The sequence below is a fragment of the Allosphingosinicella sp. genome (assembly GCF_046295735.1).
GTDB lineage: Bacteria > Pseudomonadota > Alphaproteobacteria > Sphingomonadales > Sphingomonadaceae > Allosphingosinicella.
Genome location: NZ_JBKBMQ010000021.1, coordinates 1 through 22,835 on the forward strand (window position 1 = coordinate 1; position 22,835 = coordinate 22,835).

Consider the following 22,835-nt stretch of genomic DNA (forward strand, 5'->3'; position numbering starts at 1 on the left):
GGAGCAAGAGACAGGAGAATAGCAGGAGCCTGGCGCGGCCGCGCCGCCGCGCCACTTCTTCACGCTGATCCTCGCCGCCCGCCTGCTGCGCGATCCGCGGCTGATCGAACCGCTCCGGCCCGGCGCCGCCTTTTCCGACAAGCTGGGCGGCGACCTGCGCCTTCACTACTGGTCGGAGCCGTAGGGCTCCCGCCTTCCCTCCGGCCCGGCCGCTTCGGCTCAGCGGCAGCCGAGTTCCGCGTCGAGCGGGCGGAAGCCGCGGGCGAGGAGGCGGGGGAAGACGCGCAGGCCGGACCGGCGCTCGACCTCCTCGACCGCGACACGGGTGGCGCAGAAGGGGGCGCTGCGCGGCATAAAGGTGTCCATCACGAAGGCGCTCACCCGCCCGTCCGCGGTCGCCACGATCTTCCAATAATGGGAGGGCACACGGTGCGGCTCGTCCGCGCGCGGCAGCGGCGGCATGTCGCGCTCGTAGAGCGGGCCGGTCAGCACGTAGAGGGGCTCGGCCGCGCGCCGGGCGAAGGCGCGCTCGGCATCTTCCAGCAGCCGCCACGGCCCCTGGTTGAGCGCGCTTCCCTGCGGCGTGATGTTGGACAGGAAGTTGGTCTCGGCGCCGAGCCCGGTGCCGGACAGGCTGGCCAGCGGCGCCTGATGCCCGCGGTCGATCCGCAGCGCCTGCGGGGCGCCGGCATAATCGGACGGCTCTAGCGTCTCCTCGTCGTCCAGCCAGGGGTCGGCCGCCCAGCGCCGCTCCTCGCCGCCGCCGATCGTTTGCCGGGTAACGCGATAGGCGACCCAGTCCGCCATCTTGGTCGCGTCGTTCGACGACAAGGTGTAGATTTCGCGGAAGATGAGGTCGTTGGTCGCCGGCGCGCCGACCGGGCAGCTGTGGAGGCAGTGGACGCTGTGCACCTCCGTCGGCCCCATCTGCGCCGCGGCGGGCGCTGACGCGGTCGCCACCGAGGCGGCGACCGCGATGCAGCGAATGGACCCATATCCCCGCATGCGCTCATTTTCGCTCGAAAGCGGGGGCCGCGAAACCGGAAGCTGATCCGATCCGGAGCGCGAATCCTCCGTTCCGGAGACAAGCCACATCCTCCGCCGAGCGGAGACTCAGGGGAGGAGTTTAGTAGTCGCGGGAATAGCGGAGGTTGACGTTGGTGCCGCCGGTGGAGCCGAACTGGGAGAGGATGCTGAGCGTGCGCGACAGAGCGATCTCGAGCTGGGTGGCGGTGAAGCCGCGGGCGTCGGTGATCACTTCGATATAGACGTCGCTGGCGATGTACATGCCGGCCGCGACCGCCGTCCCGCGCCCGGTGGTCTGGTCCGCGCCCAGGATGCGCAGCCGGTCGATGCCGCCGGCCTGGCGCAGCGCGCCGAGCGGGTTGAGGCCGCCGCCATTGCCGCGCAGGCTGTTCAGCGAGGCGGCGAGCTGCACCGCCTGGAGGGCGCTGATCTCTCCGACCGAATTGCCGAACAGGATGCGCGAGACGATCTCGTCCTGCGGCAGCCCAGGGGTCGAGCTGAAGGCGATCTGCGGGTTGGCGGCGGTGCCGCTGACGTTGATCGCCACTTCCACGCCGTCGATCTGGCTCACCGCCTGGATGGAGACGCTGGGGTTGGGTGGACGCGATCCGGTGAAGGCGATGTCGCCTTCGCGCAGCTCGAAGCGGCGGCCGGAGAAGCTGTAGGTGCCGCGGATGAGGTCGAGCCCGCCGGTGATCTGCGGCGTGCGCGACGTGCCGCCGACGCGCAGGTCCATCGCCCATTCGGATTCGAGGCCCATGCCCGACACGAACATGCGATTGGGCGCGCGCACCCTGAGGTCCAGGCGCCAGATGCTGGGCACCGCGTCGTCGCCGTTCGCCTGCGCGTTGGGCGGCCGCACCGGCTCGCCGCGGCGGCGCACGCCCTGGAGCTGCGGCACGTCGGCCGAACCCTGCATCACCACTTGGTAGCGCGCCTCGGGCACCAGCAGCTCGCCGGCGATCAGCGGATCCTGGCCGGGCCGGTTGGTGATGGCGAGCTGCCCGGTGGCGCGCGCGCCGAGATCGTCGCCGCGCGCGAGCTGGGCATTGTCGAAGGCGAGCCGGATGTCGATCGGGAAGCCGGCGGCGGCGGACAGGTCGACGCTGCCGCTGCCCGTCACCGTGCCGGGGCCGGCGCGCCCGGCGAGCTGGGTGATTTCGAACCGCGACCCGGTGAAGCGGCCGTTCAGCGCCAGATTGGTGATGCGGGTGCCGAACTCCTCATTCTCGTAGACGAGGCTGTTGGCGCGCACGACGCCGGTGAATTGCGGGTCCTGCACCCGGCCGGAGAAATCGGCGGCGACGCCGATCGGCCCGCGCAGCTGATGGCCCGGAACCGCGGCCAGCGACCAGAGCACGTCGGCCGGCCCGTTGTAGCGGATGCCGCCGGCCAGCGGCGCGGCCATCAGCCGCTGCATCCACGGCCCGGCGCCCGCGCCGAGCGGCTGGAGCCGCGCCTGCGCGCGCCCGATCACCGCGCCGCCGCGGCGGATCACCAGGCCGGCGACGCCGCCTTCGGGGCGCAGGCTGCCGGCGAAGGCGAGGTTCACCGCTTCGGAGCGGACCGCGATGCCGGTGCGGGTGAAATTCTCGATGTTGAGCCGCGCCTCGGCGCGCGGGAAGGCGGTGCCCGCCGGCTGGGCGAAATCGAGGCTGCCGGTGGCGCGGCCGCCGAGGCCCAGGCCGGGCGAGAAGGCGTTGAGGATCGCGACGTCCATATTGTCGAGCCGCGACTGGACGACCGTGCCGTTGCCGAAGCGGCCGGCGAGGCGGACATTGCCCTGCGGGAAGACGATTGTCGCGGGCGCGAGCTGCCAGCCGCCGTTCGCCGCGCGCAGATCGGCGGGCTGGGCGAGCCGGAACGGGATATTGTTCACGTTGCCCTGCGCGTTCACCCGGATGTGCGCCGGCGACAGCGCCGCGTTGGCGGCGACCCGGAAGGGCACGCCGCTGCGGCCTTCGGCGAGGATCTGCGCTTGGCCGCGGCCGCCGCGATAATCGACCCGCGCCCGCGCCTGCTGGACCATGAGGTCGCCGCTGCGCAGACCCGCGAGCTGCACGTCGCCGACCACCGCCGGCGCGTCGGGATAGAGGATGGCGGTGGCGCGGATGATGCCGCGCTGGATCTGGATCGGCGTGTCGCCCGGGATCGAGGCGCCGTTGGCGGTGGCGGCGATGTCGGCGCGCTGGTGGCGCCCTTCGGCCGACAGCCGCACGGTGCCGTCCAGCCCCTGGCCCGACATGCTGAGCGTGCCGACGAACGGTCCCGCCGGCGTCTGCTGCACCCGTCCCGAGAAGTTGATGCCGGCGAAGGTCAGCCGGTTGATCTCGATGGTGAGCGGCCCCGCCTGGGTGAGCACGACGATGTCGGCGGAGAACGGGCCGTATTGCGACTGGCCGGTCGCCTGGATCGCCCAGCCGCGCGGCGTGGCGCGTACCGTCGCCTCGACCCCGGCGAGGCCGATGCCGAAGCCGGGCCGCGCCGCCCGCAGCCGGATCTGGGGCGCGGCGGCGGTGCCGGTGACGTGGACGTCGAGCGGCCCGTAGGCGTTCGACACGCCGGCGAGGCGGAAGTCGAGCCGCCCGTCCGGCCAATAGGTGCCGGTCCCCGACGTGATCCGCATCTGCGGCGCCGACAGGCGGATGGTGTCCAGCCGGATGACGCCGTTCGCCGACATGGCGATGTTGGCGCTCATCACCGCCTGCCCGCCCAGGAAATCGGCGGCGGCGGCATTGTCGATGCGCCGGGTCCTGGCGGCGAAGCGGCCGCGTATGCCGAAGCCGTCCGCTTCGGTGACGATGTTGAGATTGGTGTCGAGATCGATGAGGCCGACGCCGTCGACCAGATAATTGTTCACCCGCCCCTGCAGCGCGAAGCGGTAATTGCCGCGCGCGAGGTCGAGCGCGATCGCGGCGGTCGCGTTCACCCGGTCCGAACGGATGCGCAGATTGTCGGACAGGATGAAGGGCATGTTGACCGCGAGGTCGCCGTCCACCGCGACGTTGGTGAGCAGGCCGCCGATGCTTTCGTCGAGCCCGAGGATGCGGCTCGCCCGCGCCGACACCGGCACCATGATCCGGTCGGCATCCACCCGCGCCCGGCCGGTCGCGCGCAGATTTTCCAGGATGGTGCCGCTTATGTCGAGGCTGGCCGCCTGGAGGTCGTAGCCGACCAGCGGCGTCGCGAAGGCGCCGTCGAGGAGCAGGTTCAGCCGCACGTCGCGCCCGCGCAGGTCCGGCGCGATCGCCCCCGGCTCGAGCAGGCGGGCGGCGACGCGCAAATTGTCGTAGCGGTTGTTGCCGAGATCGACGAGGCCCTCGGCGGCGACGGCGAGCGCGCGGCTGTTCATCCGCAGCCGGAGGTCGGCGCGGCGCTGGTCGAGCGTGGCGGTGAGATTGACCTGGGTGAGCGGCGCGGTGAGCCGTTCCACCGGTCCCTCGATCAGCAGGCCGGGGCGGACCGGCCCGATCAGGTTGAACGTGCCGTCGCGCGCGGTGAGGGCAAGGTCGGCGAGCCCCTCGCCGCCGAGCCGCGCCTGCGCCCGGCCGCGCCATTCGGCCCAGCTCCCCTCGCCGTCGATGGCGAGGCTGAGCGGCCGGTCGATGCCGGCGAGGCCCGCGACGAAGCCGTCGCCGGGCGCTTCGAGCCGCACCGCGATGTCGAGCTGGTTGTCGTCAGGAACGGCGTCGAGCCGGAGCCGCAGCCGGTCGCCGCCGGCCAGGCCGGGCGCGGCGATGGTGCCGGCGCGCGCGTCCACCCGCGCCCGGCGGTCGGCGATGTTGACCCGCCCGGCGAGCGAGACGAGATGGCGCTGGCCGGTGACGGCGGGATCGACCGCCAGCCGGCCGATCTCCAGCCGGCCGATGTCGATGTCCATGTCCGGCAGCAGCGGCGCGTCGGGATCGCCCGGCTCCAGCTCGGGAAGGCGGTGGAGCCGCGCCTCGGGCACCACCAGATAGCGGATGTCGACATGATTGGCGCGCAGATAGGCGAGCGGACGCAGGTCAAGCTCGGCGCGCGGCGCGCGGAAGAAGATGCCCTGCGGATCAGCGAGCGTCAGGTCGTGGATCACCATCTCGCCGAACAGCGAGCCGTCGATCCGCCCGATCTGAATGTCGAGGCCGGAGGCGATTTCGAGCTGGTTGATCTGCCGCACCACGAAGCGGCGGCCGGCGTCGGTGTTGATCCAGACGATCAGCGCCGCGAACAGCAGCAGGATCGCGCTGAGGCCGATCGCCACCCATTTGACGATCGCGCGGCCGGTGTGGCGGCGGATATGGACGACCTCGCGCTCCGGCGGCGCGGCGTCCATTTCCGTCCCCGTCGCCATCAGAAGGCCTGCCCGATCGACACGTAGATGTTGAAGCGCGATTCGCCCGGCTGGCGGTTGATCGGCGTCGCGATGTCGACCCGCATCGGGCCGAAATTGGTGTAGAGCCGCGCGCCGACCCCGACGCCGAAGCGAATATTGTCGAAAGTCGGATATTCGGTCTCATAGACCTGGCCGGCATCGACGAAGGCGACGACGCCGTAATTGCCGAAGCGGTAGCGGCCCTCCAGCGCGAATTCGTTGAGGCTGCGGCCGCCGAGCGGCACCAGCAGGGTCGCCGGGCGATCGTCGGGATTTTCGGGATCGAAGCGCGGGTTGGGGATCTCCTCCTTCGGCCCGAGCTGCTGGAAGCCGAAGCCGCGCACCGATCCGCCGCCGCCCGAATAGAGCCGCCGCGACGGCGCCAGCTCGTCGCGCCCGATGCCGTAGATCGAGCCGACCCGGGCCCGCCCGGCCAGGACGAAGCTTTCGCCGAACGGGAAATAGCCCGTCGCCTCGAACAGGTTGCGGGCATAATAATCGGTGTCGCCGAGCCGGTGCTGCACCTCCGGATTGACGCGCGCGAGCAGCCGGAAGCCGCGGGTCGGATCGAGCAGGCTGTTCGACCGGTCGTAGCCGAGCTGCCCGATCAGCCCGGCGATGAAATAGGCGTCGGTGAAGGCGACGCGCGGGCGGCCGAAACGGTTCTCGTTGGTGGCGAGGATTTCGGCGCCATAGGCATAGGTCCAGCGCTTCTGCCAGATCGGCGTCGATTCGCGGGAAATCAGGCCCTGCAGCTGGACGCGATAGCCTTCGAAGGCGGGGTGGTTGCGCCGACCGGCTTCGGCCTGGATCAACAGCTGCCGGTCGCGCTGGCCCCAATTGTTGCGGCGGAAGCGGACGATCAGCGACTGTTCCTGGGTCCCGCCCACCGCCGCCACGCGCAGCGCGCCTTCGGGCGGGAACAGGTTGCGATGCTCCCAGGCCGCTTCGAGCCGGAAGCCTTCGCCGGTGCTGAAGCCGGCATTGGCGTCGAGCGAACGCGCCGGCCCCGCCTGCTGGCGGACGAGGATGTTCACATATTCGGTGCCGTCCGGCGCCGTCTCGCCGGTCCGCACCGGTTCGGCCGAGACGGTGGAGAAGAGCCGCGTGGCGACCATCGCCTCGCGCAAATCGTCGACCAAGCGGCGGTCGTAGAGCTGGCCAGGCTCGAACCGGGCGAGGATGCCGACATGGTCGGCGTCGAAGGCGAGGTCGCCTTCGGTGGTGAAGCCGCGGAAGCGGGCGCGCGGCCCGGGGTTGAGCGGCAGCGTATAGTCGCCGAGCGCCGTTTCCTGATCGAGCTCGATATCGCGCAGGCCGAGTTCGGGGAAGGGATAGCCCTGTTGCGGCAGGCGCAGCAGCACATTGGCTTCGGCGGCTTCCACCTGGGCGGCGACGATCGGGTCGCCGCTGTCGATCCTGAGCGCCTCGCGCGCGATCCCGGCCGGCTCGGTCGGCGGCCCTTCGATACGAATGTCGCCGAAATGGTAGCGCTGGCCGGGCGCCGCGCTGATCACCGCGCGCAGCATGCCGGGCTCGTCCGGTACCTGCTCGACCGACGAGGTCGCGACCGCGTCATAATAGCCTTCGGAGCGCAGCAGCCGCACCGCCAGCGCCTCGTCCTCGCGCGCCCGGGCGGCGACCATCGCTCCGTTCGCGGCCCGCCCGCGCGCGTCGTGCAGCGCCGAGAGCCCGCGGAACCGGCCGGTGAGGCCGACTTCGTCCAGCCCCTCGATCACAAGCGTGTAGCGGATCTCCGCCGGCCGCTCCGGATCCTCCTCGGCGGCGGGATCGACCGGCTGCACGTCGAAGGTGGCGAGCGGCGGCAGCGGCTCCAGCAGAGCCGGATCGCCGAGCGGCGCCTCCTCAACCGGCCCCGGATCGGGCGGGAAGACGCCCGCCGGCATCTCGAAGTCCTCGATCGGCGGCAGCGGCGCGCCGAGGTCGGGATCGAGCGGCGGCAGCGCCTCCTCGAACTCGGAATCGGGGATGATCGGCTCGCCGAATGCGGGGGCGGGCGGAAGTTGCACCTGTGCGCCCGCGGACGTTCCGATCACGCCCCCGGCAATCGCCGCCAGCAATATCCGCTTTTCTCTCAATCGTCCCCGCTCGGCCACCCGCAGGAATGGGCAGCATGAACAACAACGTACCTGAAGAGGAAAGGTTTCATGACCGGGAGCGGGAGCGATTCTCCCCTCAGCACCTTCCTATTGCACCCCCGGATCGACCGGCTCCCGCCGGTGCTGGGCGCGCAGGCTCATCTCGGCGAGGGCCGTGACGGCGGCGGAATGGATGCGCTGCAGGCGGCGGCGGTTCGCCTCCTCGTTCAGCGACAGCCGCTTCAGGCTGTCCTCGTGCCGCACCGACATGTCGACTGAGGAGAAGCGCGGCGAAGGCGGGCCGTCGCGCTGCTCCGCCTGCCACCAGAAGGCGGCATTGTCGAAAGCGGCGCAGCGGTCGAACAGCAACGCGCTCGGCGCCTCCTCAAATTGTTCGAAGCAGCGGCGGCTGTAGCTTGCCGCCTCGGCGACGCCGCCGATCCCGGCGATCCAGCCGAGATCCTCCACGCCTTTCTGGACCATCGCATAATCGACCGGCGGCAGCGGCGCGGCGGTCGGCGTCCGCACCTCCTCCTCCACCGCCGGCGCGGGCAGCGGCACGCGCGGCGCCGGCAGCTCGCCATAGCGCATGTAGAGCCCGCCCGCCGCCGCCGCGATCAGCACCGGCAGCAGCAGCGGCAGCGTCCGCGCCGCGAAGGAGGGCCGCGGCCGCCGGACGACGATCGGCCGGTAGATGTGGCCCGGCGGGGGGCGCATGGGCGGCGGCGGCGGCGCCGGCCGCGCGCGTTCGCGCGCCAGGTCCTGATCGTAGAGCCGCCGCCGGTCCGGATCGCGCAGCACGGCGAAGGCCTCGTTCAGCTCGCGCGCCGCCTCCTGGTCGCGGCGCGATCCGGCGACGTCGGGATGATGGTGCTTCATCAGCCGCAGATAGGCGGCGCGGATGTCGCGCGGATCGGCGTCGGCCGGCACGCCGAGCCGTTCGTAATAGCTGATCCTGCGGCCGCCTTCCGGCATCTATGCTCCCAAACCCGCTCGCCCGACGCCGTTCTGCTAGAGGAAAAACGCCGGCATTGAGAGCAGATTGTTCATATTCGCCCGCTAAGCCGCTTGGCGCACATGGACGACGTTCGAGCGATGCCCGCGGCCGTACACGGCCCCGCACCCGCCGGCTGGACGCCGGCGCTGCTGTCGCGCGTCCGCGGCCTGGCGCGCCGCGACATCATGTGGAGCACCGCCCTTTACGACGCCCCGGCCGATTACCGCATCGGCGATCCTTTGTCGTCCCCGGCCCACCTGTTCCATTCCAAGTCGCTGTGGCGCGGCGCCGCCGCCATCGCCAGCCGCGCCGACCCGTTCCTCTGGGCCGAAGCGGACGCGCTCTACATCTTCCTCGAGGCAGAGCCGCGCGGCGCGGACGGGCGGATCGAGGCGTGGCGGACCGCCGACCTTTCCGGCTTCGAATTTGTCGGCGAGGTGCTGCGCGAGCCGCATCACCTCTCCTACCCGTTCGTGTTCGGCGACGGCGACGCCCGCTATCTGGTCCCGGAGTCGGCCGCGGCCGGCGGCGTCTTCCTCTACGAGTTCGAGGATTTTCCCCGCCGCCCGGTGCGCCGCCGCGCGCTGCTCAAGGGCCGCTATACCGACAGCTCGCTGATCCGCGAGAACGGCCTGTGGTACCTGTTCACCACCTCCCCGGTCGGCCTCGAAATCCATTTCGCCGAGGATCTGGTGCGCGGCGCCTTCCGCCCGCATCCGATGAACCCGATCACGTCCGACAAGCGCTATTCGCGCTCCGGCGGCGGCGTGCTGCGCACCGCGGCGGGGCTGGTGCGGCTGGCGCAGGATTGCTCCACCTCCTACGGCGCCAACCTCAACCTGCTCGCCGTGGACCGCCTGACGCCGGACGCCTATGCCGAACGTCCGCTCGCCGAGCATATCTTTCCCTGCGCGGACTGGTGGAACCGGCTCGGCGTCCACCATCTCAGCGTCGCCAGCTTCGGCGGACGCACGGTGGTCGCGATCGACGGCAAGCAGAAGGACTATGCCCGCGGCCTGCGCACCCTCGCCGACCGCCTCCGCGGCCTCATCACCGCCTGACTCCCACGCGGGCGGTTCCCCTCCGCTGAGTCTGCGCTCAGGGGAGGAACTGGGCTGCTTCAGAGACGAAAGCGGAGGCCCAGCGAAACGGTAGATTCGTCGTAGCGCAGGTAGCGGACATAGTCCGCGCGCGGCGCGCCGGCGCGGGCGGAGCGGAATTCCTGACGGAACGGGCTTTGCGTGATGTTCGTCCAGTCGGCGAAGATCGTCGCGTTGGGGAAGATGTCGTAGTTGAGCGACAGATCGAGCCGCCCGGCCGGGAAGGCGGTCTCCGTGTAGAGGTCGTCGCCGCGATACTGGCGGGTCGCGGCATAGCTCGAACGGCCGTTGTAGCTCAGCCGCGCCGAGAAGCCGTAGCGTTCGTAGATGCCGACCAGATTGTAGTTCCAATCGGACACGCCGTTCAGCTGATCGGTGATCGGGAAGTAAGCGAGCCCGCCCTGGCCGTCGGGCTGCTGCGTCTCGGCGTCGAGATAGGTGACGTTCGCCTGGATGCCGAAGCCGCGCGCCCAGTCCGGAAGCGCGGGGAAGTCGGCGAAGGCCTGGAACTGGAGCTCGGTGCCGGTGATGCGGCCCTTGCCGGTGTTGACCGGGCCGGTGATCTGGATGACGCCGAGGCGCGTGTCCGTCACGCGGAAGGTGTTCTGCTGGATGAAGCCGTCGATCGAGCGGTGGAAGACGGTCAGCGCCGCGAAGCTGGCCGGCCCGAAATAATATTCCAGGCTCGCATCATAGTTCCAGGATTCGAACGGCCGCAGGAACGGGTTGCCGCCGAACGCCTGATAGGGATCGCTGTCGGTGCCGACGCCACTGGGCGGTGGCGCGCCCAGGGTGATGAAGGGGACCAGATCGGAGAAATTGGGCCGGGTGATCGTCTTCGACGCGGCGAGGCGGAACTGCCACTGTTCGTCCGGGCGCCAGCGCAGGCTGGCATTGGGCAGCAGCCGGGTCGACTTGCTGCCCCGGTCGATGGCGTCGATCCCGGTCGGCTGCGCGCCCGACACGCGCGTCTTGACGTGAAGCGCGCGGGCGCCGAGCACCGCCTCCAGATCGCCCATGCCGAAATTGAGCTGGGCGTAGCCGGCCAGCGTCTCCTCGGCGGCGTCGAACTGGACGGCCGGGACGAGGTCCGCGACCGTGTAATTGGCGCCGCCGGAAGTGATCACGAACTGGCGCAGCGCCTCGAGATTGCCGCGGATGCTGCTGTAGGTCGGCGACAGGAAGCTGCGGAAGCCGCTCTGGACGTCGGTGCCGACGAAGCCAGGCGGCGTCATCCGGAAATCGAGCGGCAAGGCGGTGGCGGTGATGTTGCGGCCGCGGAAGCCCGCGAAGCGGTCGCCGAACACCCGGCCGGCGGTGCGGTCGGTGTAGCGCACCCCCGCCTCCACGCTGCGCAGCGGTCCGTCCTCGTCGATCGTATAGGTGCCGTCGAGGCGCAGCTGCCAGTCGGAGCCGGAGGCCTTCTGCTTCTGCTCGTAGAGGCCGTCGAACAGGTAGTTGGCCGGGTTGGAAGGATCGAAGTTGCGGATCGTGAACTGCGGCACTTCGAGGTCGAAATCGACCGATGTCCCCGCCTGGCCCGCGAAGATGCGGTCGACCGACTCGGTCGATCCGCGGAAGGCGGTGTCGGTGCGGGCGATGTCCGCCACCAGCCGCAACGGACCGGATTCGTAGATGCCGCCGGCCGCATATTGGAAGGTGTCGGTGCGGTTGTAGGTGCCGCCCTGGAAGGTGAAGATCGGATCGGCGAGGCCGTTGATCGTGCCGCTGGAGAGCTGGTTGGTATTCGGGCGGAAGACGAGGTTGGTGTAGGAGCCGCCGCCATAAAGCGGCACCGCCACCAGCCGGTCGTCAATCTTGTTGCGGAAGCCCTGCCACAGGAAATCGGCGTAGAGTTCGACGGTGTCGTTCGGGCGCCACTGGAAGGCGGCGTTGACCGAGGGCCGCACGCGGTTGCCGGAACGGTAGAACAGGCGCTGGATGTCCGGATAGCGCACGCGCTGCCCGTTGATGACCGGATCGGCGATGAAGTCGGTGTTGGACGGTTCCGAATCGAGATAGTCGAGCTCGGTATAGGAGACGTTGAGCAGCAGCCCCATCTCGCCCGCGCCGGTGTCCCAGCGCTCCGTCACCAGGCCGTTGAAATTGGGCGTCACCGATTTGGCCTGGACCGTGTAGACGCCCCAGACCGAGCCGGCGATCTGCCCGGTGGAAAAGTCGAACGGCCGGCGCGAGCGGATGTTGACGAGGCCGGCGAGGCCGGGCTCCACAAGGTTCGCCGCCGACGTCTTGAACACCTCGAGCGCGGCGATGTTGGCGGACGGGAAGTCCTGCAGCGCCACCACCCGGGTCTCGGCGGTGAAGATCTCGCGGCCGTTATAGCTGGTGGTGAAATTCGGCAGGCCGCGCACCAGCACGTTCTGCGCCTCGCCGCCCTGGCGATAGACCTGTAGGCCCGGGATGCGGGCGGCGGTCTGGGCGGTGTTGACGTCGGGCAGCTTGCCGATGTCCTCGGCGACGATGGCGTCGACGATCTGTTCGGCGTTGCGGCGGATGTTGCGGGCCGACTGCAGCGACTGGCGGATGCCGGTGACGATGATCTCCCCCTCCGCCGGCGCCGGCGCCGGCTCCACCGCCGGGTCGCGGGGCGCGGTCTGCTGTGCGGAGGCCGAGTCGAGATCGGCCGCCGCTGCGGCCGCGGGCGAGGTCAGGAGCGCGATGACGGCCAGAGACGCGGAAAAGCGGACCTTTGTCGAAAGACGCATTGGATGATCCTCCCATGGCGAAACGGCCGCTTCGGCGGCTCTTGCAAGGGCGGAGTCATAATTCGCCGCCTGCCGCAGGGGAAGCCATTTATACGATAATTACGATACGTGGGATTTCGGCCACAGTTGCGGGGCCGAAACCAAATCGGCCATCAGGTGGAGCAGCCGGCGGGCGCAACCTTCCGCGCCGGCGCCCTTTATGACGACGCGGCGTCCACGATCCGCCCGCCGAGGAGAGGTGCCATCGCCAACTTCATGTTCGCCACCGGGATCGAGAACAGCATCCCGACCATCGACAACGGCCGCACCCGGGTGGACCAGATGGAGTCCTGCGGCCACTACCGGCACTGGCGGCTCGATTTCGACTGCGTGGAGGAGCTGGGCATCGGCTATCTGCGCTACGGCCCGCCGCTCCACACCACTTATGCGGGCCCCGGCCGCTACGACTGGGAATTCGCCGACGTGACATTGGCCGATCTCAGGCGGCGGGAGATCGTGCCGATCCTGGACCTGTGCCATTTCGGCGTGCCGGACTGGATCGGCAATTTCCAGAACCCCGATTTCCCGCAGCTGTTCGCGCTTTACGCCGCCGCCTTCGCCGAGCGCTATCCTTGGATCCAGCTCTACACGCCGGTCAACGAGATGTTCATTTGCGCGGTTTTCTCGGCCAAATATGGCTGGTGGAACGAGCAGGAGACGAGCGACCGCGCCTTCGTCACCGCGCTGAAGCACATCGTCAAGGCGAACGTCATGGCGATGACCGAGATCCTGAAGCGCCGCCCGGACGCGATCTTCATCCAGTCCGAATCCTCGGAATATTTCCACGCCGACAGCCCGGCCGCGATCCATGCCGCGGAGGTGCGCAACCGCTGGCGCTTTCTGTCGCTCGACCTCAACTACGGCAACCGCGTCAACAGCGACATGTACGAATATCTCCTCGAGAACGGCATGAGCCGCGAGGAATATCACTGGTTCCTCACTCATCGGCTGAAGCAGCACTGCATCCTGGGCAACGATTATTACTGGACCAACGAGCATCGCGTGTTCGCCGACGGCCACAGCGAGGCGTCGGGCGAGGTGTTCGGCTATTCCGAGATCACCCGCCAATATCACGAGCGCTACGGCCTTCCGATCATGCACACCGAGACCAATCTGCGCGAAGGCCCGACCGGCCAGGAGGCCGTGCAGTGGCTGTGGAAGGAATGGGCGAACGTCCTGCGCATCCGCAACGTCGGCATCCCGACGGTGGGCTTCACCTGGTATTCGCTGACCGACCAGATGGACTGGGACACGGCGCTGCGCGAGAAGAACGACCGGGTCCACCCGGTCGGCCTGTTCGACCTCGACCGCAACATCCGCCCGGTCGGCCGCGCCTACAAGAAGCTGATCCGCGACTGGCGCGACATCCTGCCGTCCTTCAGCCACTGCCTGGCGGTGCCGATCGCCCCGCTGGGCGGCGGAGGCGAGAAAGCGGCCTAGGCGGCGACCCTCAGTTCCGGGGGACCGGCGTAGCGGCCTTCGCAGGCGGCCTCTTCCTCGGTCAGCGGCCGGAGGAACCCGACCGTCAGCCGGCGGCCGAACACGTCGTCGCCCCTTATGCGCAGCTCGGCCTCCGCTTCCGCCGGCAAGGCGTCGCGCAGCTCCGTCAGCCGCGCGATCAACTCGTCGAGCGACGTGCGGTCGGCGATGTCGACATAATCGCGTACATATCTGGTCATGTGAGTGGTCCCCGCCCAAAATCCCCAGTCGTCGCGCGGCACCGCCATTCCCCCGAATGGAGCCGCGCCGCACGGGAATGCGCGTTCAACCGTCACGGATCAAGATCCGCCGCGCCTTCCACCGGCGATTTTATATGATAATAATGGCCGTCCCGAAAGGGGCATGTCCCCGCCGCGACCGGAGCGCTCTCCTTGATCAGGCCGTTCACTCTTCTGATGTCGCTGGCGGCGCTGGCCGGCGCCGCCTCCGCCCGGCCCGCCGCCCCCCCGGCCCCGCCGTTCGTTCCGGTCTACGAGACCAACTTTCCCGATCCCTTCATCCTGCCGCACGACGGCCGCTATCTCGCTTATGCGACCAATGCCGAACGCCTGCAGGCCCATGTGCAGATGGCGGTGTCGGACGATCTGGTGAACTGGCGGCCGCTGCGCCGCGGCGGACGGCTGCACGATGCGATGCCGGTGCTGCCCGCCTGGGCGCAGGAGGGATGGACCTGGGCGCCCGAGGTTATGCGCCACGACGGCCGCTATCTTCTCTATTTCACCGCGCGGGAGCGGCGCAGCGGCCTGCAATGCACCGGCGTCGCGCATGCGTCCGATCCGCTCGGCCCCTTTCTGTCCGAAGCGCCCGAGCCGCTGATCTGTCAGCGCGAGCTCGGCGGCACGATCGACGCCACGCCGTTCCTCGACGCGGACGGCCAGCTCTACCTCTACTACAAGGCCGACGCGAACGCCGTCGGCAAGCCGACCGAGATATTCGTGCAGCGCATGACGCCCGACGGGCTCGCGCTCGCCGGCGAGGCGGTGGCGCTGCTGCGCAACGACAAGGACTGGGAAGCCCATGTGATCGAATCGCCCACCATGGTGCGGCGGGACGGGCGCTACATCCTCTTTTATTCCGCCAACCATTTCGGCTGGGAGCCGCACCAGCGGTTGTCGCCTTACGCGATGGGCTATGCGGTCTGCGAGGGGCCGATGGGACCCTGCGCCGAGGCGCCGGAAAACCCGATCCTCTACAGCTATAACGACGAACGCGGCTGCCTCAGCGGCCCGGGCCATCAGGCGATCTTCGACAGCGGCGGTCGGCAATATATCGTGTTCCACGCCCACGGCTTCCGGCCCGGCTGCCGCAACGCCGGCCGCGGCCGCTACATGTACATCGCGCCCCTGGACTGGGAGGCGGGGACGCCCCGCATCGGCCCGAGCCTCCGTCCCCACCGCCGCGCCGGCGAACGCGGCTGACGCAAACGCCTCCCTGAACCGCAGCCGGAGACGCGGCCGTGTCGCCCGGCCTTGCCGATCCGGCGGGAGCGTGCGACCTCGTGACGATGGCACCGACGAGCCCGCTGGAACGGCGCGCAGGACGCTTTCTCTCGCCGGAGCGCGGGCGCGATCTGGCGCAGGGCGCGGCGGTGGCGCTCGGCGCGGCGGCGCTGCTGGCGCTGGCGGGGGCGTTCGGGACAGGCGAGGCGCCGTTCCTCGAGCGGCTGGTCTATTGGACGCTCGTGATGGCGGTGGGCGCGGCCTGGGGGGAGGCGTGCCAGCGCCTGCTCGCGCCCCGCCTCGACGGGGACGCGCGGCCCTGGACCTTCGTGGCGGCGCTGACGGCCCTCGTCGCGGCGCCGATGTGCCTGTTCGTCTGGGCGGCGACGGGGCTGTTCTTCGGCGGGGCGCTCTACCCGCTCTCGCGCCTCGCGGAGCTGGCGATTCCGGTGGTCTCGGTCACGGCCGCGATGTGCGCGATGGGCGTGTTCCTCCGCCGCGCCACGCCGGTGCGCACCCATGCCGCCGCCGTGGCCGGGCCGCCGAAGTTCGTCGCGCGCCTGCCGCTCCACCTGCGTGCCGGACGGTTGATCGCGGTGCAGGCGGAAGACCATTATCTGCGCGTCCACACCGACCTTGGATCGCACCTCATCCTGATGCGCCTGTCCGACGCCCTCGCGGAGCTGGACGGCGTCGAAGGCGCGCAGACGCACCGGAGCTGGTGGGTGGCGCGGGACGCGGTGCGCGGCGCGGCGCGCGGCGACGGGCGGGCGACCCTGACGCTCGACGGCGGCCTCGTCGCGCCGGTCAGCCGCCGCTATGCGCGGGCGCTTCGGGCGGCCGGCTGGTTCTGACCGGTCAGCCCGCCACCCACTGGCCGTGAAAGGAGGCCGGCAGCGCGACATCGGCGCGCCAGCTGGCGATCGGACCGTCTTCGACATGCGCGGCATCGAACACGTGGAGTTCGGTCGCGCCGGCGCGAAGGTTGATCGACGGACCGATCAGCCACGCCTCATGCTCCGCCCGCGCGCCCGGCATGGCGACCGGCACCAGTTCGTCGACGACATGGCCGGGTCCGAAATCGAACCTGCGGGTGCGGCCGCTTTCCCAGTCGGTGACGCCGAGACCGGTCGCGAGCGGCCGCCCGTCCGCCTCGCCCGCCGTGTGCACGGTCAGCCGGCGCGGGAGGCCGGCGCGCGCCGCAAGGCTCCTCGGGAATTCCGCGACCGCCCCCGCCCGCTCCAGGCGCCCCTCGTCCGAGGGCGGCAGCACCGCCAGCGCGAGCTCCGCGGGCGTGGTGCCCGCCGTGCGCCCCTCGAGCAGCGCCCGCGCGCCTTCGCCGGCGAAGCGCATGTCGCGATAGGCGCAGACGTCGAAGCGGATGGTTCCGTCCGGCTCCTCCCAGCCTTCGCCCAGATGGAAGAAGCCGAAGGCGGGCAGTTCCGCCACGCGGCGGCGCCCGAGGTCCGCCTTGTCGACGATCAGCACCTGCGTGCCTTCCTCCGGCTTCCAGGCGTAAGCGTCCGCCAGAGGAAAGGCCGGCCGCTCCCTTATCCAGGGCTGGAGCACCAGGACGAGGTGGCGGGCCGTGACGGTGAAATCGTGCACATAGCTGGCCCGTGGCAGGTCGATCACGGCCGCATCCTCGAGGCCGCCCGCCGGCGAAAGCCGCCAGATCATCGCCCGCGCCCCGCTCATGCCGATGTTCCAGATGCGCCCGCCCGGCTCCACCCGGGGATGGGCGGAAAAGGGCATCGACTTGAGATCGGGGCGAAGCGTGTGGAAGCCCTGGCTGGCGAGCGTCTCCGGATCGAGGACCCATGGGGAGCCCGCTTCCCACAGCGCCCACAGCCGGTCGCCGACCGGGAGCACCGACGTGTTCGCGGCATTGGCATCGTCCGGCCCCGTCATGCGGGCACGCGGATCGGCGGGCGTGCCGAAGCCCGGCATCACCATCGCGTCGAGCGCGGCCTCGCGCCGTCGCTTGGGCGTATCGGCGAAGCGCGCGGCGAGGCTTGCCTGCCCGTCGGCGATGCGGAAGCGGCGGATCATCCCGTCGCCGTCGAACCAGTGCGCCGCCGATCCGCCGGGCCGGCGGAACCGGGCGGGGCCGTTGCGGTAGAGCGCGCCGGTCAGCCCCGCCGGCGGACGGCCGTGGATCAGACGCAGCGCGCGCGGGGCGACGTCCTCCTGGACATCGGCCACCGCGAGCGACCAGTGGCGGGCGCGCGCCAGCGCGGCGGCGGCCCAGCTCATGTCCGGCGTGGCGACCGCGGCGGCGGCGCCGAGCAGGAAGGCGCGGCGGGAGCAGGCGGGCGACATCAGCGCACCGTCATCGTCTGCGCGGTCTCGCCCGCCACCCGAAACCGCGCGCGCTCCCAAGGCGCGGGCCCCATCTCCCCGCGCGCGTCGTTCGAGAAACCGACGGGCTCGACCGGGATGCCGAACGGGTTGAGCGACAGGCGCCCGTCGCCGTCCAGATCGTGGAAGGCACGGGCGGCATAATCTCCCGGCGGAAGGCCGGCGAAGACCGCGCTGCGCTCGCCCCGCGCGATATCGACCCGCGCCTGCCGGACCGGCGCCCCACCGCGATAGGCCGCCTCGCCGTCGAACAGCGAGACGAGCACGGCTCCCTCGCCCGCGGCCGTGTCGAACGCGATCGTCAGGCGGGCGCTCCCGGCGGGTTCGGCGGCGGCGGCGGCAAGCGCCAGGATCAGGCTCATCACGATGGCGGCTCCTTCGTTGGTTTGGTCCCCCTCCTCCTTCCCCGCATCGCCGGGGGCCGCCAGCGCGGCTTCGCGGGTCGCCGCCTGTTCTTCGCGGACGGCGCGCCGCGGCCGTTCGCGCTTCGCGGGCGGACAAGCCGCGCCGCCTGTCTTTCCTTTGAAACGTCCAAATTGGATGCTGTTCTCATTGATTATGTGGCAATTATGGCAGAGAGCCGGCCGGTGAGGTATCGCCGCATTGCTCATCGGGGCATCCGGCAAGGACTTCGGAGGAAGCGATGCATCCCGAGGGTGCGGAAATCCCGGAAGCGAAACCTAGGGAGCGATCGTTCGATCAGCGCGCTGCGATTGGCGTTACGATCTTTTCGGGCCTCGCCGGGCTGGTCGCCGCCGTTTCAGCCTTCTTCCCTCAGGATCTGCAGCTTTTTCGCGGAGAGGCCCACCATCTCTTCATCGTCCTGATCGCGGGAGCATCAATCACCGCCTCGGTGAAATGCCTCTTGATCAGGGACAAGTTCCACGACGTCTATCTTGGAGCTCTGCTCGTATGCTTTGTCCTGGCATTGGGTGTTCTGGCGGATGGGGAGCAGAGCTCACCGTTGCCCGTCGCTGCGCCTCTCATCATTCTGTGTCTCGTTGTTGCATTCAATGCCTGGCGCGTTTTCAGAAAGGCCGATGTCCGCCGCAGGCACGGCAGCGCCTGAACTTCATCCGTTGGGAACCATGACCGGTCGGGGGCAGCCTTCCCGGACAGCCGCTCGCCGCGCTTGCAACGGCGGGCGTTCCGCCTAAAAGCGCCCTCGATCAACCATGCGGGCCGTGCCCCGCCGATGCCACTTCGTGGGGATGAACCATGGCCGACAGCTACAAGATCATCGATCATGTCTACGACGTCGTCGTCGTCGGCGCCGGCGGGTCGGGCCTCAGGGCGACGATGGGCGCGGCGGAAAAGGGGCTGAAGACGGCCTGCGTCACCAAGGTCTTCCCGACCCGGTCGCACACCGTCGCCGCCCAAGGCGGCATCGCCGCGTCGCTGGGCAATATGGGCGCGGACCATTGGACTTGGCACATGTACGACACCGTCAAGGGCTCCGACTGGCTGGGCGACCAGGACGCGATCGAATATCTGTGCCGCGAGGCGCCGGCCGCCGTCTACGAGCTGGAACATGCCGGCGTGCCGTTCAGCCGCACCGCGGAAGGCAAGATCTACCAGCGCGCCTTCGGCGGCATGATGCAGAATATGGGCGAAGGCCCGCCCGCGCAGCGCACCTGCGCCGCCGCGGACCGCACCGGCCACGCCATGCTCCACGCGCTCTACCAGCAGAGCCTGAAATATGACGCGGACTTCTTCATCGAATATTTCGCGCTCGACCTGATCATGGAAGACGGCGCCTGCCGCGGCGTCGTCGCGCTCTGCATGGAAGACGGGTCGATCCACCGCTTCCGCGCCCATGCGGTGGTGCTCGCCACCGGCGGCTACGGCCGCGCCTATTTCTCGGCGACGTCGGCCCACACCTGCACCGGCGACGGCAACGCGATGGTGCTGCGCGCGGGCCTGCCGCTCCAGGACATGGAATTCGTCCAGTTCCACCCGACCGGCATCTACGGCGCCGGCGTGCTCATCACCGAAGGCGCGCGCGGCGAAGGCGGCTATCTCACCAATTCGGAAGGCGAGCGCTTCATGGAGCGCTACGCCCCGTCCGCGAAGGACCTCGCCAGCCGCGACGTCGTGTCACGATCGATGGCGATGGAGATCCGCGAGGGCCGCGGCGTCGGCAAGGACAAGGACCATATCTACCTTCACCTCGATCATATTGACGCGAAGATCCTGGCCGAGCGCCTGCCCGGCATCACCGAGACCGGCAAGATCTTCGCCGGCGTCGACCTCACCCGCCAGCCGCTGCCGGTGGTCCCGACGGTCCACTACAATATGGGCGGCATCCCGACCAATTATCATGGCGAGGTGGTGACGCTGCGCGACGGCGATCCGGACGCGGTGGTGCCCGGCCTGTTCGCGGTCGGCGAGGCGGCCTGCGTGTCGGTGCACGGCGCCAACCGGCTCGGCTCCAACAGCCTCATCGATCTCGTCGTGTTCGGCCGCGCGGTCGGCCACCGCGTCGGCGATCTCATCAAGCCGGGCAGCGCGCTCCCGCCGCTGCCGAAGGGCGCGGAGGAGATGGCGCTGGCGCGGCTCGACCGGTTCCGCCACGCGAGCGGCGGCAGCCCCACCGCGCAGATCCGCGCCAACATGCAGAAGGTGATGCAGGCCGACTGCGCCGTCTTCCGCACCGAACAGACGCTGGAGGAAGGCAAGGGCCGGATCGACGCCATCTACCGGCAGATGGAGGATGTGAGCACCGTCGACCGCAGCCTCATCTGGAACACCGACCTGATCGAGACGCTGGAGCTTGACAACCTGATCTCCCAGGCGGTGGTGACGATGCATTCGGCCGCCAACCGAAAGGAAAGCCGCGGCGCCCACATGCACGAGGATTATCCGCAGCGCGACGACGCCAACTGGATGAAGCACACCGTGGCCTGGTTCGACGGCTGGGGCGGCAAGGGCGGCGGCGTGTCGATCGACTATCGGCCGGTGCACGATTACACGCTCACCGACGAGATCCAGTATATCAAGCCGAAGGCGCGGGTGTACTGACCGGCGCGGCGTTCAATTGTCGCCGTCCCCGCGGCCGAAATTGAGGCGGCGGGCGAGATTGTAGTCGGCGGTCGCGACGACGAAATAGGACAGCGCCCAGCGTATCCTGTTCCACCAGGTCCGCCGCAGTTCGTGGCCGGCGGGCGTCACGCCTTCCGAATCGGCGATCTCGGCATCCACCAGCGCGCGCATCGCCTTGGCGAACTTCGCGTCGTGGACGCGCAGCATCATCTCGAGGTTGAGGTAGAAGCTGCGCATGTCGAAATTGGCCGATCCGATATGGACGACGTCGTCGATGACGATCAGCTTGGTGTGGAGCTTCGTCGCCTGATATTCGTAGACTTCGACGCCGCGCTTCATCAGCCGGTGGAAGGTGTGGCGGGCGGCGCCGACGGTGGCGGGATTGTCCGATTTGGCCGCCGTCACGATGCGGGCGCGGCCGCGCCGGGCGATGCCGTAGATGCGCCGCAGCATGGCCCGGCCGGGCGCGAAATAAGCGGAGATCATGTCGATCCGGCGGGCGCGCAGCATGTCGCGCTTCACCGAACGCGCCCAGGGGCTGAGCCGCCGCGTTGGTCCGCCGAACAGCCAGTGGAGCCGCCCGGCGGTGATGCTGTGCTGGCTGAGCAGCCGGCGCAGCGTCCGGATCCGCGCGCGCTTGTCCTCGGCCCAGCGGAACAGCTCCTCGAAATAATCGGTGAGGCAGGCGACGTCCGGCCCCTCCACCTCCAGCCCCAGATCGCGCCAGGCGCCGTCCTCCACCCGGCCGAAATAATCGTCGGAGATGTTGAAGCCGCCGACGATCACCCGCCGGCCGTCGGCGAGCGCGAGCTTCTGGTGGTTGCGCAGCAGGTAGCGCCGGCCCCAGCGCGGCACGAAGCGGCAGAAGCGGCAGCGCGCGTCGACCAGCGGCTGGAAGAAGGCCTCGCTCGCGCCCGACGCGCCGAAGCCGTCGACCAGCAGCGACACCTCCACGCCCCGCTGCACCGCCGCCAGCAGAGCGTCGCGCACCCGCGTGCCGGACGCGTCTTCTTCCCAGATATAATAAAGGATGCGCAGCGATTGCCGCGCGCCGTCGATGAGCGCGATCAGCGCGTCGAGCCGCTCCGGCCCGTCGGCGAGCACGGTCAGCCGGTTGGCGCCCACCATGAAGGCAGGAGGAGCAAGGCGTTTGGGAGCGTCCGCGTCCGCCATCGCCATCTGCATGCGCACGCCCGCAGCCGGCGCGCAAGCCCCCCGAAAGATTGACAGAAGCGCGGCCCGCTGATAGGCGCCCGCCTTTCCCTCCATGCCGAACCCAGCGGAGCTGCTTCATGGCGCGCGTAACCGTCGAAGATTGCGTCGACAAGATCCCGAACCGTTTCGATCTGGTGCTGCTCGCGGCCCAGCGGGCGCGGCAGATTTCGGGCGGCGCCGAGCTCACCATCGATCGCGACCGCGATAAGAACCCGGTCGTCGCGCTGCGCGAGATCGCGGAGGAGACCGTGCGTCCCCGCCACCTGGAAGAGGCGCTGGTCGGTTCGCTGCAGCGCGTGCAGGTGGACGACGAGGAAGCGCCGGACGAGGTCGGCTCGCTGAGCGCGTCGGCCGAAGCGCTGCGCCTCACCGCGGCCGCGCCGCCCCGCAACACCAATGTCGGCGGCGATTACGAGGGCTGATCGCCCGGCGCTCCGGGCGGCAGTTCCGACTGGTCCAGCCATTCCAGTTCGCTGAGCCCGAGCGGTCGCCCGTCGGCCGCGCGGACCGCCATCGCCTGCACCGGACGGCGGCTCTGCTTGTCGACCAGCACCGGATTGCTGGGGCAGCCCGCCACCCAGCGCTCGCCCCATTGGCGCAACGCGATCAGAGCGGGCAGCAGGTCCCGCCCCTTGGCGGTCAGGCGATAGGCGACCTTGCGCCGGTCGGCCGGATCGGGCTCGCGCTGCAGGATTTCATGTTCGACCAGCCGCGCCAGCCGGTTGGACAGGATGTTGCGGGCGATGCCGAGCGTCGACTGGAATTCCTCGAAATGGGCGAGGCCGTTGAACGCGCCGCGCAGGATCAGGAACGACCAGCGCTCCCCCACCGCTTCCAGGGCGAGCGGCAGCGCGCATTCCGACAGGACGGCGACCTTGTGCTCGGATCTCACCACGCCGGCCAACCTAGAGCTTTTTTCGCCATTGTCGAACTCCCG

At 69.8% G+C, this 22,835-nt stretch carries 17 protein-coding genes; 7 read left to right on the forward strand and 10 right to left on the reverse strand.

Annotated elements, in window-relative coordinates:
* Positions 1–219: 219 nt before the first annotated feature.
* From ACK4K7_RS15625 to ACK4K7_RS15640, 4 genes are all read right to left on the reverse strand, one after another.
* On the reverse strand, positions 220–1,005 hold the full coding sequence (locus tag ACK4K7_RS15625) for a DNA/RNA non-specific endonuclease (protein WP_431867412.1): 786 nt from the start codon (positions 1,003–1,005) through the stop codon (positions 220–222).
* A gap of 121 nt (positions 1,006–1,126) precedes the next feature.
* Positions 1,127–5,359, reverse strand: coding sequence for a translocation/assembly module TamB domain-containing protein (locus tag ACK4K7_RS15630; RefSeq protein ID WP_431867413.1), 4,233 nt, complete (start codon positions 5,357–5,359; stop codon positions 1,127–1,129).
* Entirely contained in the window at positions 5,359–7,437 is a 2,079-nt protein-coding gene (locus tag ACK4K7_RS15635; RefSeq protein WP_431867414.1) for an autotransporter assembly complex protein TamA, read from the reverse strand. Before ACK4K7_RS15635 ends, ACK4K7_RS15630 begins: the two co-directional genes overlap by 1 nt.
* Before the next feature lie 150 nt (positions 7,438–7,587).
* The gene (locus ACK4K7_RS15640; RefSeq protein WP_431867415.1) at positions 7,588–8,454 is read right to left on the reverse strand and encodes a J domain-containing protein; all 867 of its coding nucleotides are present in this window, start codon (positions 8,452–8,454) and stop codon (positions 7,588–7,590) included.
* A 102-nt stretch (positions 8,455–8,556) separates the two neighbouring features.
* On the opposite strand from ACK4K7_RS15640, the gene ACK4K7_RS15645 reads away from it, so the two are divergent.
* On the forward strand, positions 8,557–9,537 hold the full coding sequence (locus tag ACK4K7_RS15645; RefSeq protein WP_431867416.1) for a glucosamine inositolphosphorylceramide transferase family protein: 981 nt from the start codon (positions 8,557–8,559) through the stop codon (positions 9,535–9,537).
* A gap of 59 nt (positions 9,538–9,596) precedes the next feature.
* Here ACK4K7_RS15645 and ACK4K7_RS15650 read toward each other — a convergent pair whose 3' ends face one another.
* Positions 9,597–12,302 carry a TonB-dependent receptor gene (locus tag ACK4K7_RS15650; protein ID WP_431867418.1) on the reverse strand — a complete coding sequence of 902 codons (2,706 nt, stop codon included), beginning with the start codon at positions 12,300–12,302 and terminating at the stop codon, positions 9,597–9,599.
* 156 nt (positions 12,303–12,458) lie between these two features.
* Between ACK4K7_RS15650 and ACK4K7_RS15655 the strand changes: the two genes are divergently transcribed.
* Positions 12,459–13,781, forward strand: coding sequence for a glycoside hydrolase family 1 protein (locus ACK4K7_RS15655; protein WP_431867419.1), 1,323 nt, complete (start codon positions 12,459–12,461; stop codon positions 13,779–13,781).
* Here the strand turns inward: ACK4K7_RS15655 and ACK4K7_RS15660 are convergent.
* Complete coding sequence (locus tag ACK4K7_RS15660; protein ID WP_431867420.1) at positions 13,778–14,020, reverse strand: hypothetical protein; 243 nt, start codon at positions 14,018–14,020, stop codon at positions 13,778–13,780. The two genes, ACK4K7_RS15655 and ACK4K7_RS15660, sit on opposite strands and share 4 nt — an antisense overlap.
* A gap of 192 nt (positions 14,021–14,212) precedes the next feature.
* Here ACK4K7_RS15660 and ACK4K7_RS15665 point away from each other — a divergent pair, with 192 nt between their 5' ends.
* Together ACK4K7_RS15665 and ACK4K7_RS15670 are read left to right on the forward strand one after the other, a co-directional pair.
* Positions 14,213–15,259 (forward strand): glycoside hydrolase family 43 protein, encoded by a 1,047-nt coding sequence (locus ACK4K7_RS15665; RefSeq protein WP_431867421.1) that lies wholly within the window; start codon positions 14,213–14,215, stop codon positions 15,257–15,259.
* A gap of 86 nt (positions 15,260–15,345) precedes the next feature.
* A complete protein-coding gene (locus ACK4K7_RS15670; protein WP_431867422.1) occupies positions 15,346–16,134 on the forward strand; it encodes a LytTR family DNA-binding domain-containing protein in 789 nt (262 codons plus the stop codon).
* Positions 16,135–16,138: 4 nt separating this feature from the next.
* Here the strand turns inward: ACK4K7_RS15670 and ACK4K7_RS15675 are convergent, their stop codons facing one another.
* A complete protein-coding gene (locus ACK4K7_RS15675) occupies positions 16,139–17,602 on the reverse strand; it encodes a carotenoid oxygenase family protein (protein ID WP_431867423.1) in 1,464 nt (487 codons plus the stop codon).
* Entirely contained in the window at positions 17,602–18,003 is a 402-nt protein-coding gene (locus tag ACK4K7_RS15680) for a DUF2141 domain-containing protein (protein WP_431867439.1), read from the reverse strand. Before ACK4K7_RS15680 ends, ACK4K7_RS15675 begins: the two co-directional genes overlap by 1 nt.
* 281 nt (positions 18,004–18,284) lie before the next feature.
* Here ACK4K7_RS15680 and ACK4K7_RS15685 point away from each other — a divergent pair, with 281 nt between their 5' ends.
* Positions 18,285–18,710 (forward strand): hypothetical protein, encoded by a 426-nt coding sequence (locus tag ACK4K7_RS15685; RefSeq protein ID WP_431867425.1) that lies wholly within the window; start codon positions 18,285–18,287, stop codon positions 18,708–18,710.
* Between the two features lie 149 nt (positions 18,711–18,859).
* Positions 18,860–20,662: a succinate dehydrogenase flavoprotein subunit gene (gene sdhA, locus ACK4K7_RS15690; RefSeq protein ID WP_431867426.1), complete on the forward strand. Its 1,803-nt coding sequence runs from the start codon at positions 18,860–18,862 to the stop codon at positions 20,660–20,662.
* A gap of 12 nt (positions 20,663–20,674) precedes the next feature.
* Here the strand turns inward: sdhA and ACK4K7_RS15695 are convergent, their stop codons facing one another.
* A complete protein-coding gene (locus tag ACK4K7_RS15695) occupies positions 20,675–21,811 on the reverse strand; it encodes a phospholipase D-like domain-containing protein (protein WP_431867427.1) in 1,137 nt (378 codons plus the stop codon).
* Between the two features lie 164 nt (positions 21,812–21,975).
* Between ACK4K7_RS15695 and rpoZ the strand changes: the two genes are divergently transcribed.
* The gene (rpoZ, locus tag ACK4K7_RS15700) at positions 21,976–22,320 is read left to right on the forward strand and encodes a DNA-directed RNA polymerase subunit omega (protein WP_431867428.1); all 345 of its coding nucleotides are present in this window, start codon (positions 21,976–21,978) and stop codon (positions 22,318–22,320) included.
* Here rpoZ and ACK4K7_RS15705 read toward each other — a convergent pair.
* Positions 22,308–22,793, reverse strand: coding sequence for a winged helix-turn-helix transcriptional regulator (locus ACK4K7_RS15705; RefSeq protein ID WP_431867429.1), 486 nt, complete (start codon positions 22,791–22,793; stop codon positions 22,308–22,310). The two genes, rpoZ and ACK4K7_RS15705, sit on opposite strands and share 13 nt — an antisense overlap.
* Positions 22,794–22,835 lie beyond the last annotated feature (42 nt).

Bases quoted from the DNA above. Each gene is read 5' to 3' on its own strand.
- ACK4K7_RS15625 (WP_431867412.1), bottom strand. From the start codon at position 1,005: ATGCGGGGATATGGGTCCATTCGCTGCATCGCGGTCGCCGCCTCGGTG.
- ACK4K7_RS15630 (WP_431867413.1), bottom strand. From the start codon at position 5,359: ATGGCGACGGGGACGGAAATGGACGCCGCGCCGCCGGAGCGCGAGGTC.
- ACK4K7_RS15640 (WP_431867415.1), bottom strand. From the start codon at position 8,454: ATGCCGGAAGGCGGCCGCAGGATCAGCTATTACGAACGGCTCGGCGTG.
- ACK4K7_RS15645 (WP_431867416.1), top strand. From the start codon at position 8,557: ATGGACGACGTTCGAGCGATGCCCGCGGCCGTACACGGCCCCGCACCC.
- ACK4K7_RS15650 (WP_431867418.1), bottom strand. From the start codon at position 12,302: ATGCGTCTTTCGACAAAGGTCCGCTTTTCCGCGTCTCTGGCCGTCATC.
- ACK4K7_RS15660 (WP_431867420.1), bottom strand. From the start codon at position 14,020: ATGACCAGATATGTACGCGATTATGTCGACATCGCCGACCGCACGTCG.
- ACK4K7_RS15670 (WP_431867422.1), top strand. From the start codon at position 15,346: ATGGCACCGACGAGCCCGCTGGAACGGCGCGCAGGACGCTTTCTCTCG.
- ACK4K7_RS15675 (WP_431867423.1), bottom strand. From the start codon at position 17,602: ATGTCGCCCGCCTGCTCCCGCCGCGCCTTCCTGCTCGGCGCCGCCGCC.
- ACK4K7_RS15680 (WP_431867439.1), bottom strand. From the start codon at position 18,003: ATGAGCCTGATCCTGGCGCTTGCCGCCGCCGCCGCCGAACCCGCCGGG.
- ACK4K7_RS15685 (WP_431867425.1), top strand. From the start codon at position 18,285: ATGCATCCCGAGGGTGCGGAAATCCCGGAAGCGAAACCTAGGGAGCGA.
- sdhA (WP_431867426.1), top strand. From the start codon at position 18,860: ATGGCCGACAGCTACAAGATCATCGATCATGTCTACGACGTCGTCGTC.
- ACK4K7_RS15695 (WP_431867427.1), bottom strand. From the start codon at position 21,811: ATGGTGGGCGCCAACCGGCTGACCGTGCTCGCCGACGGGCCGGAGCGG.
- rpoZ (WP_431867428.1), top strand. From the start codon at position 21,976: ATGGCGCGCGTAACCGTCGAAGATTGCGTCGACAAGATCCCGAACCGT.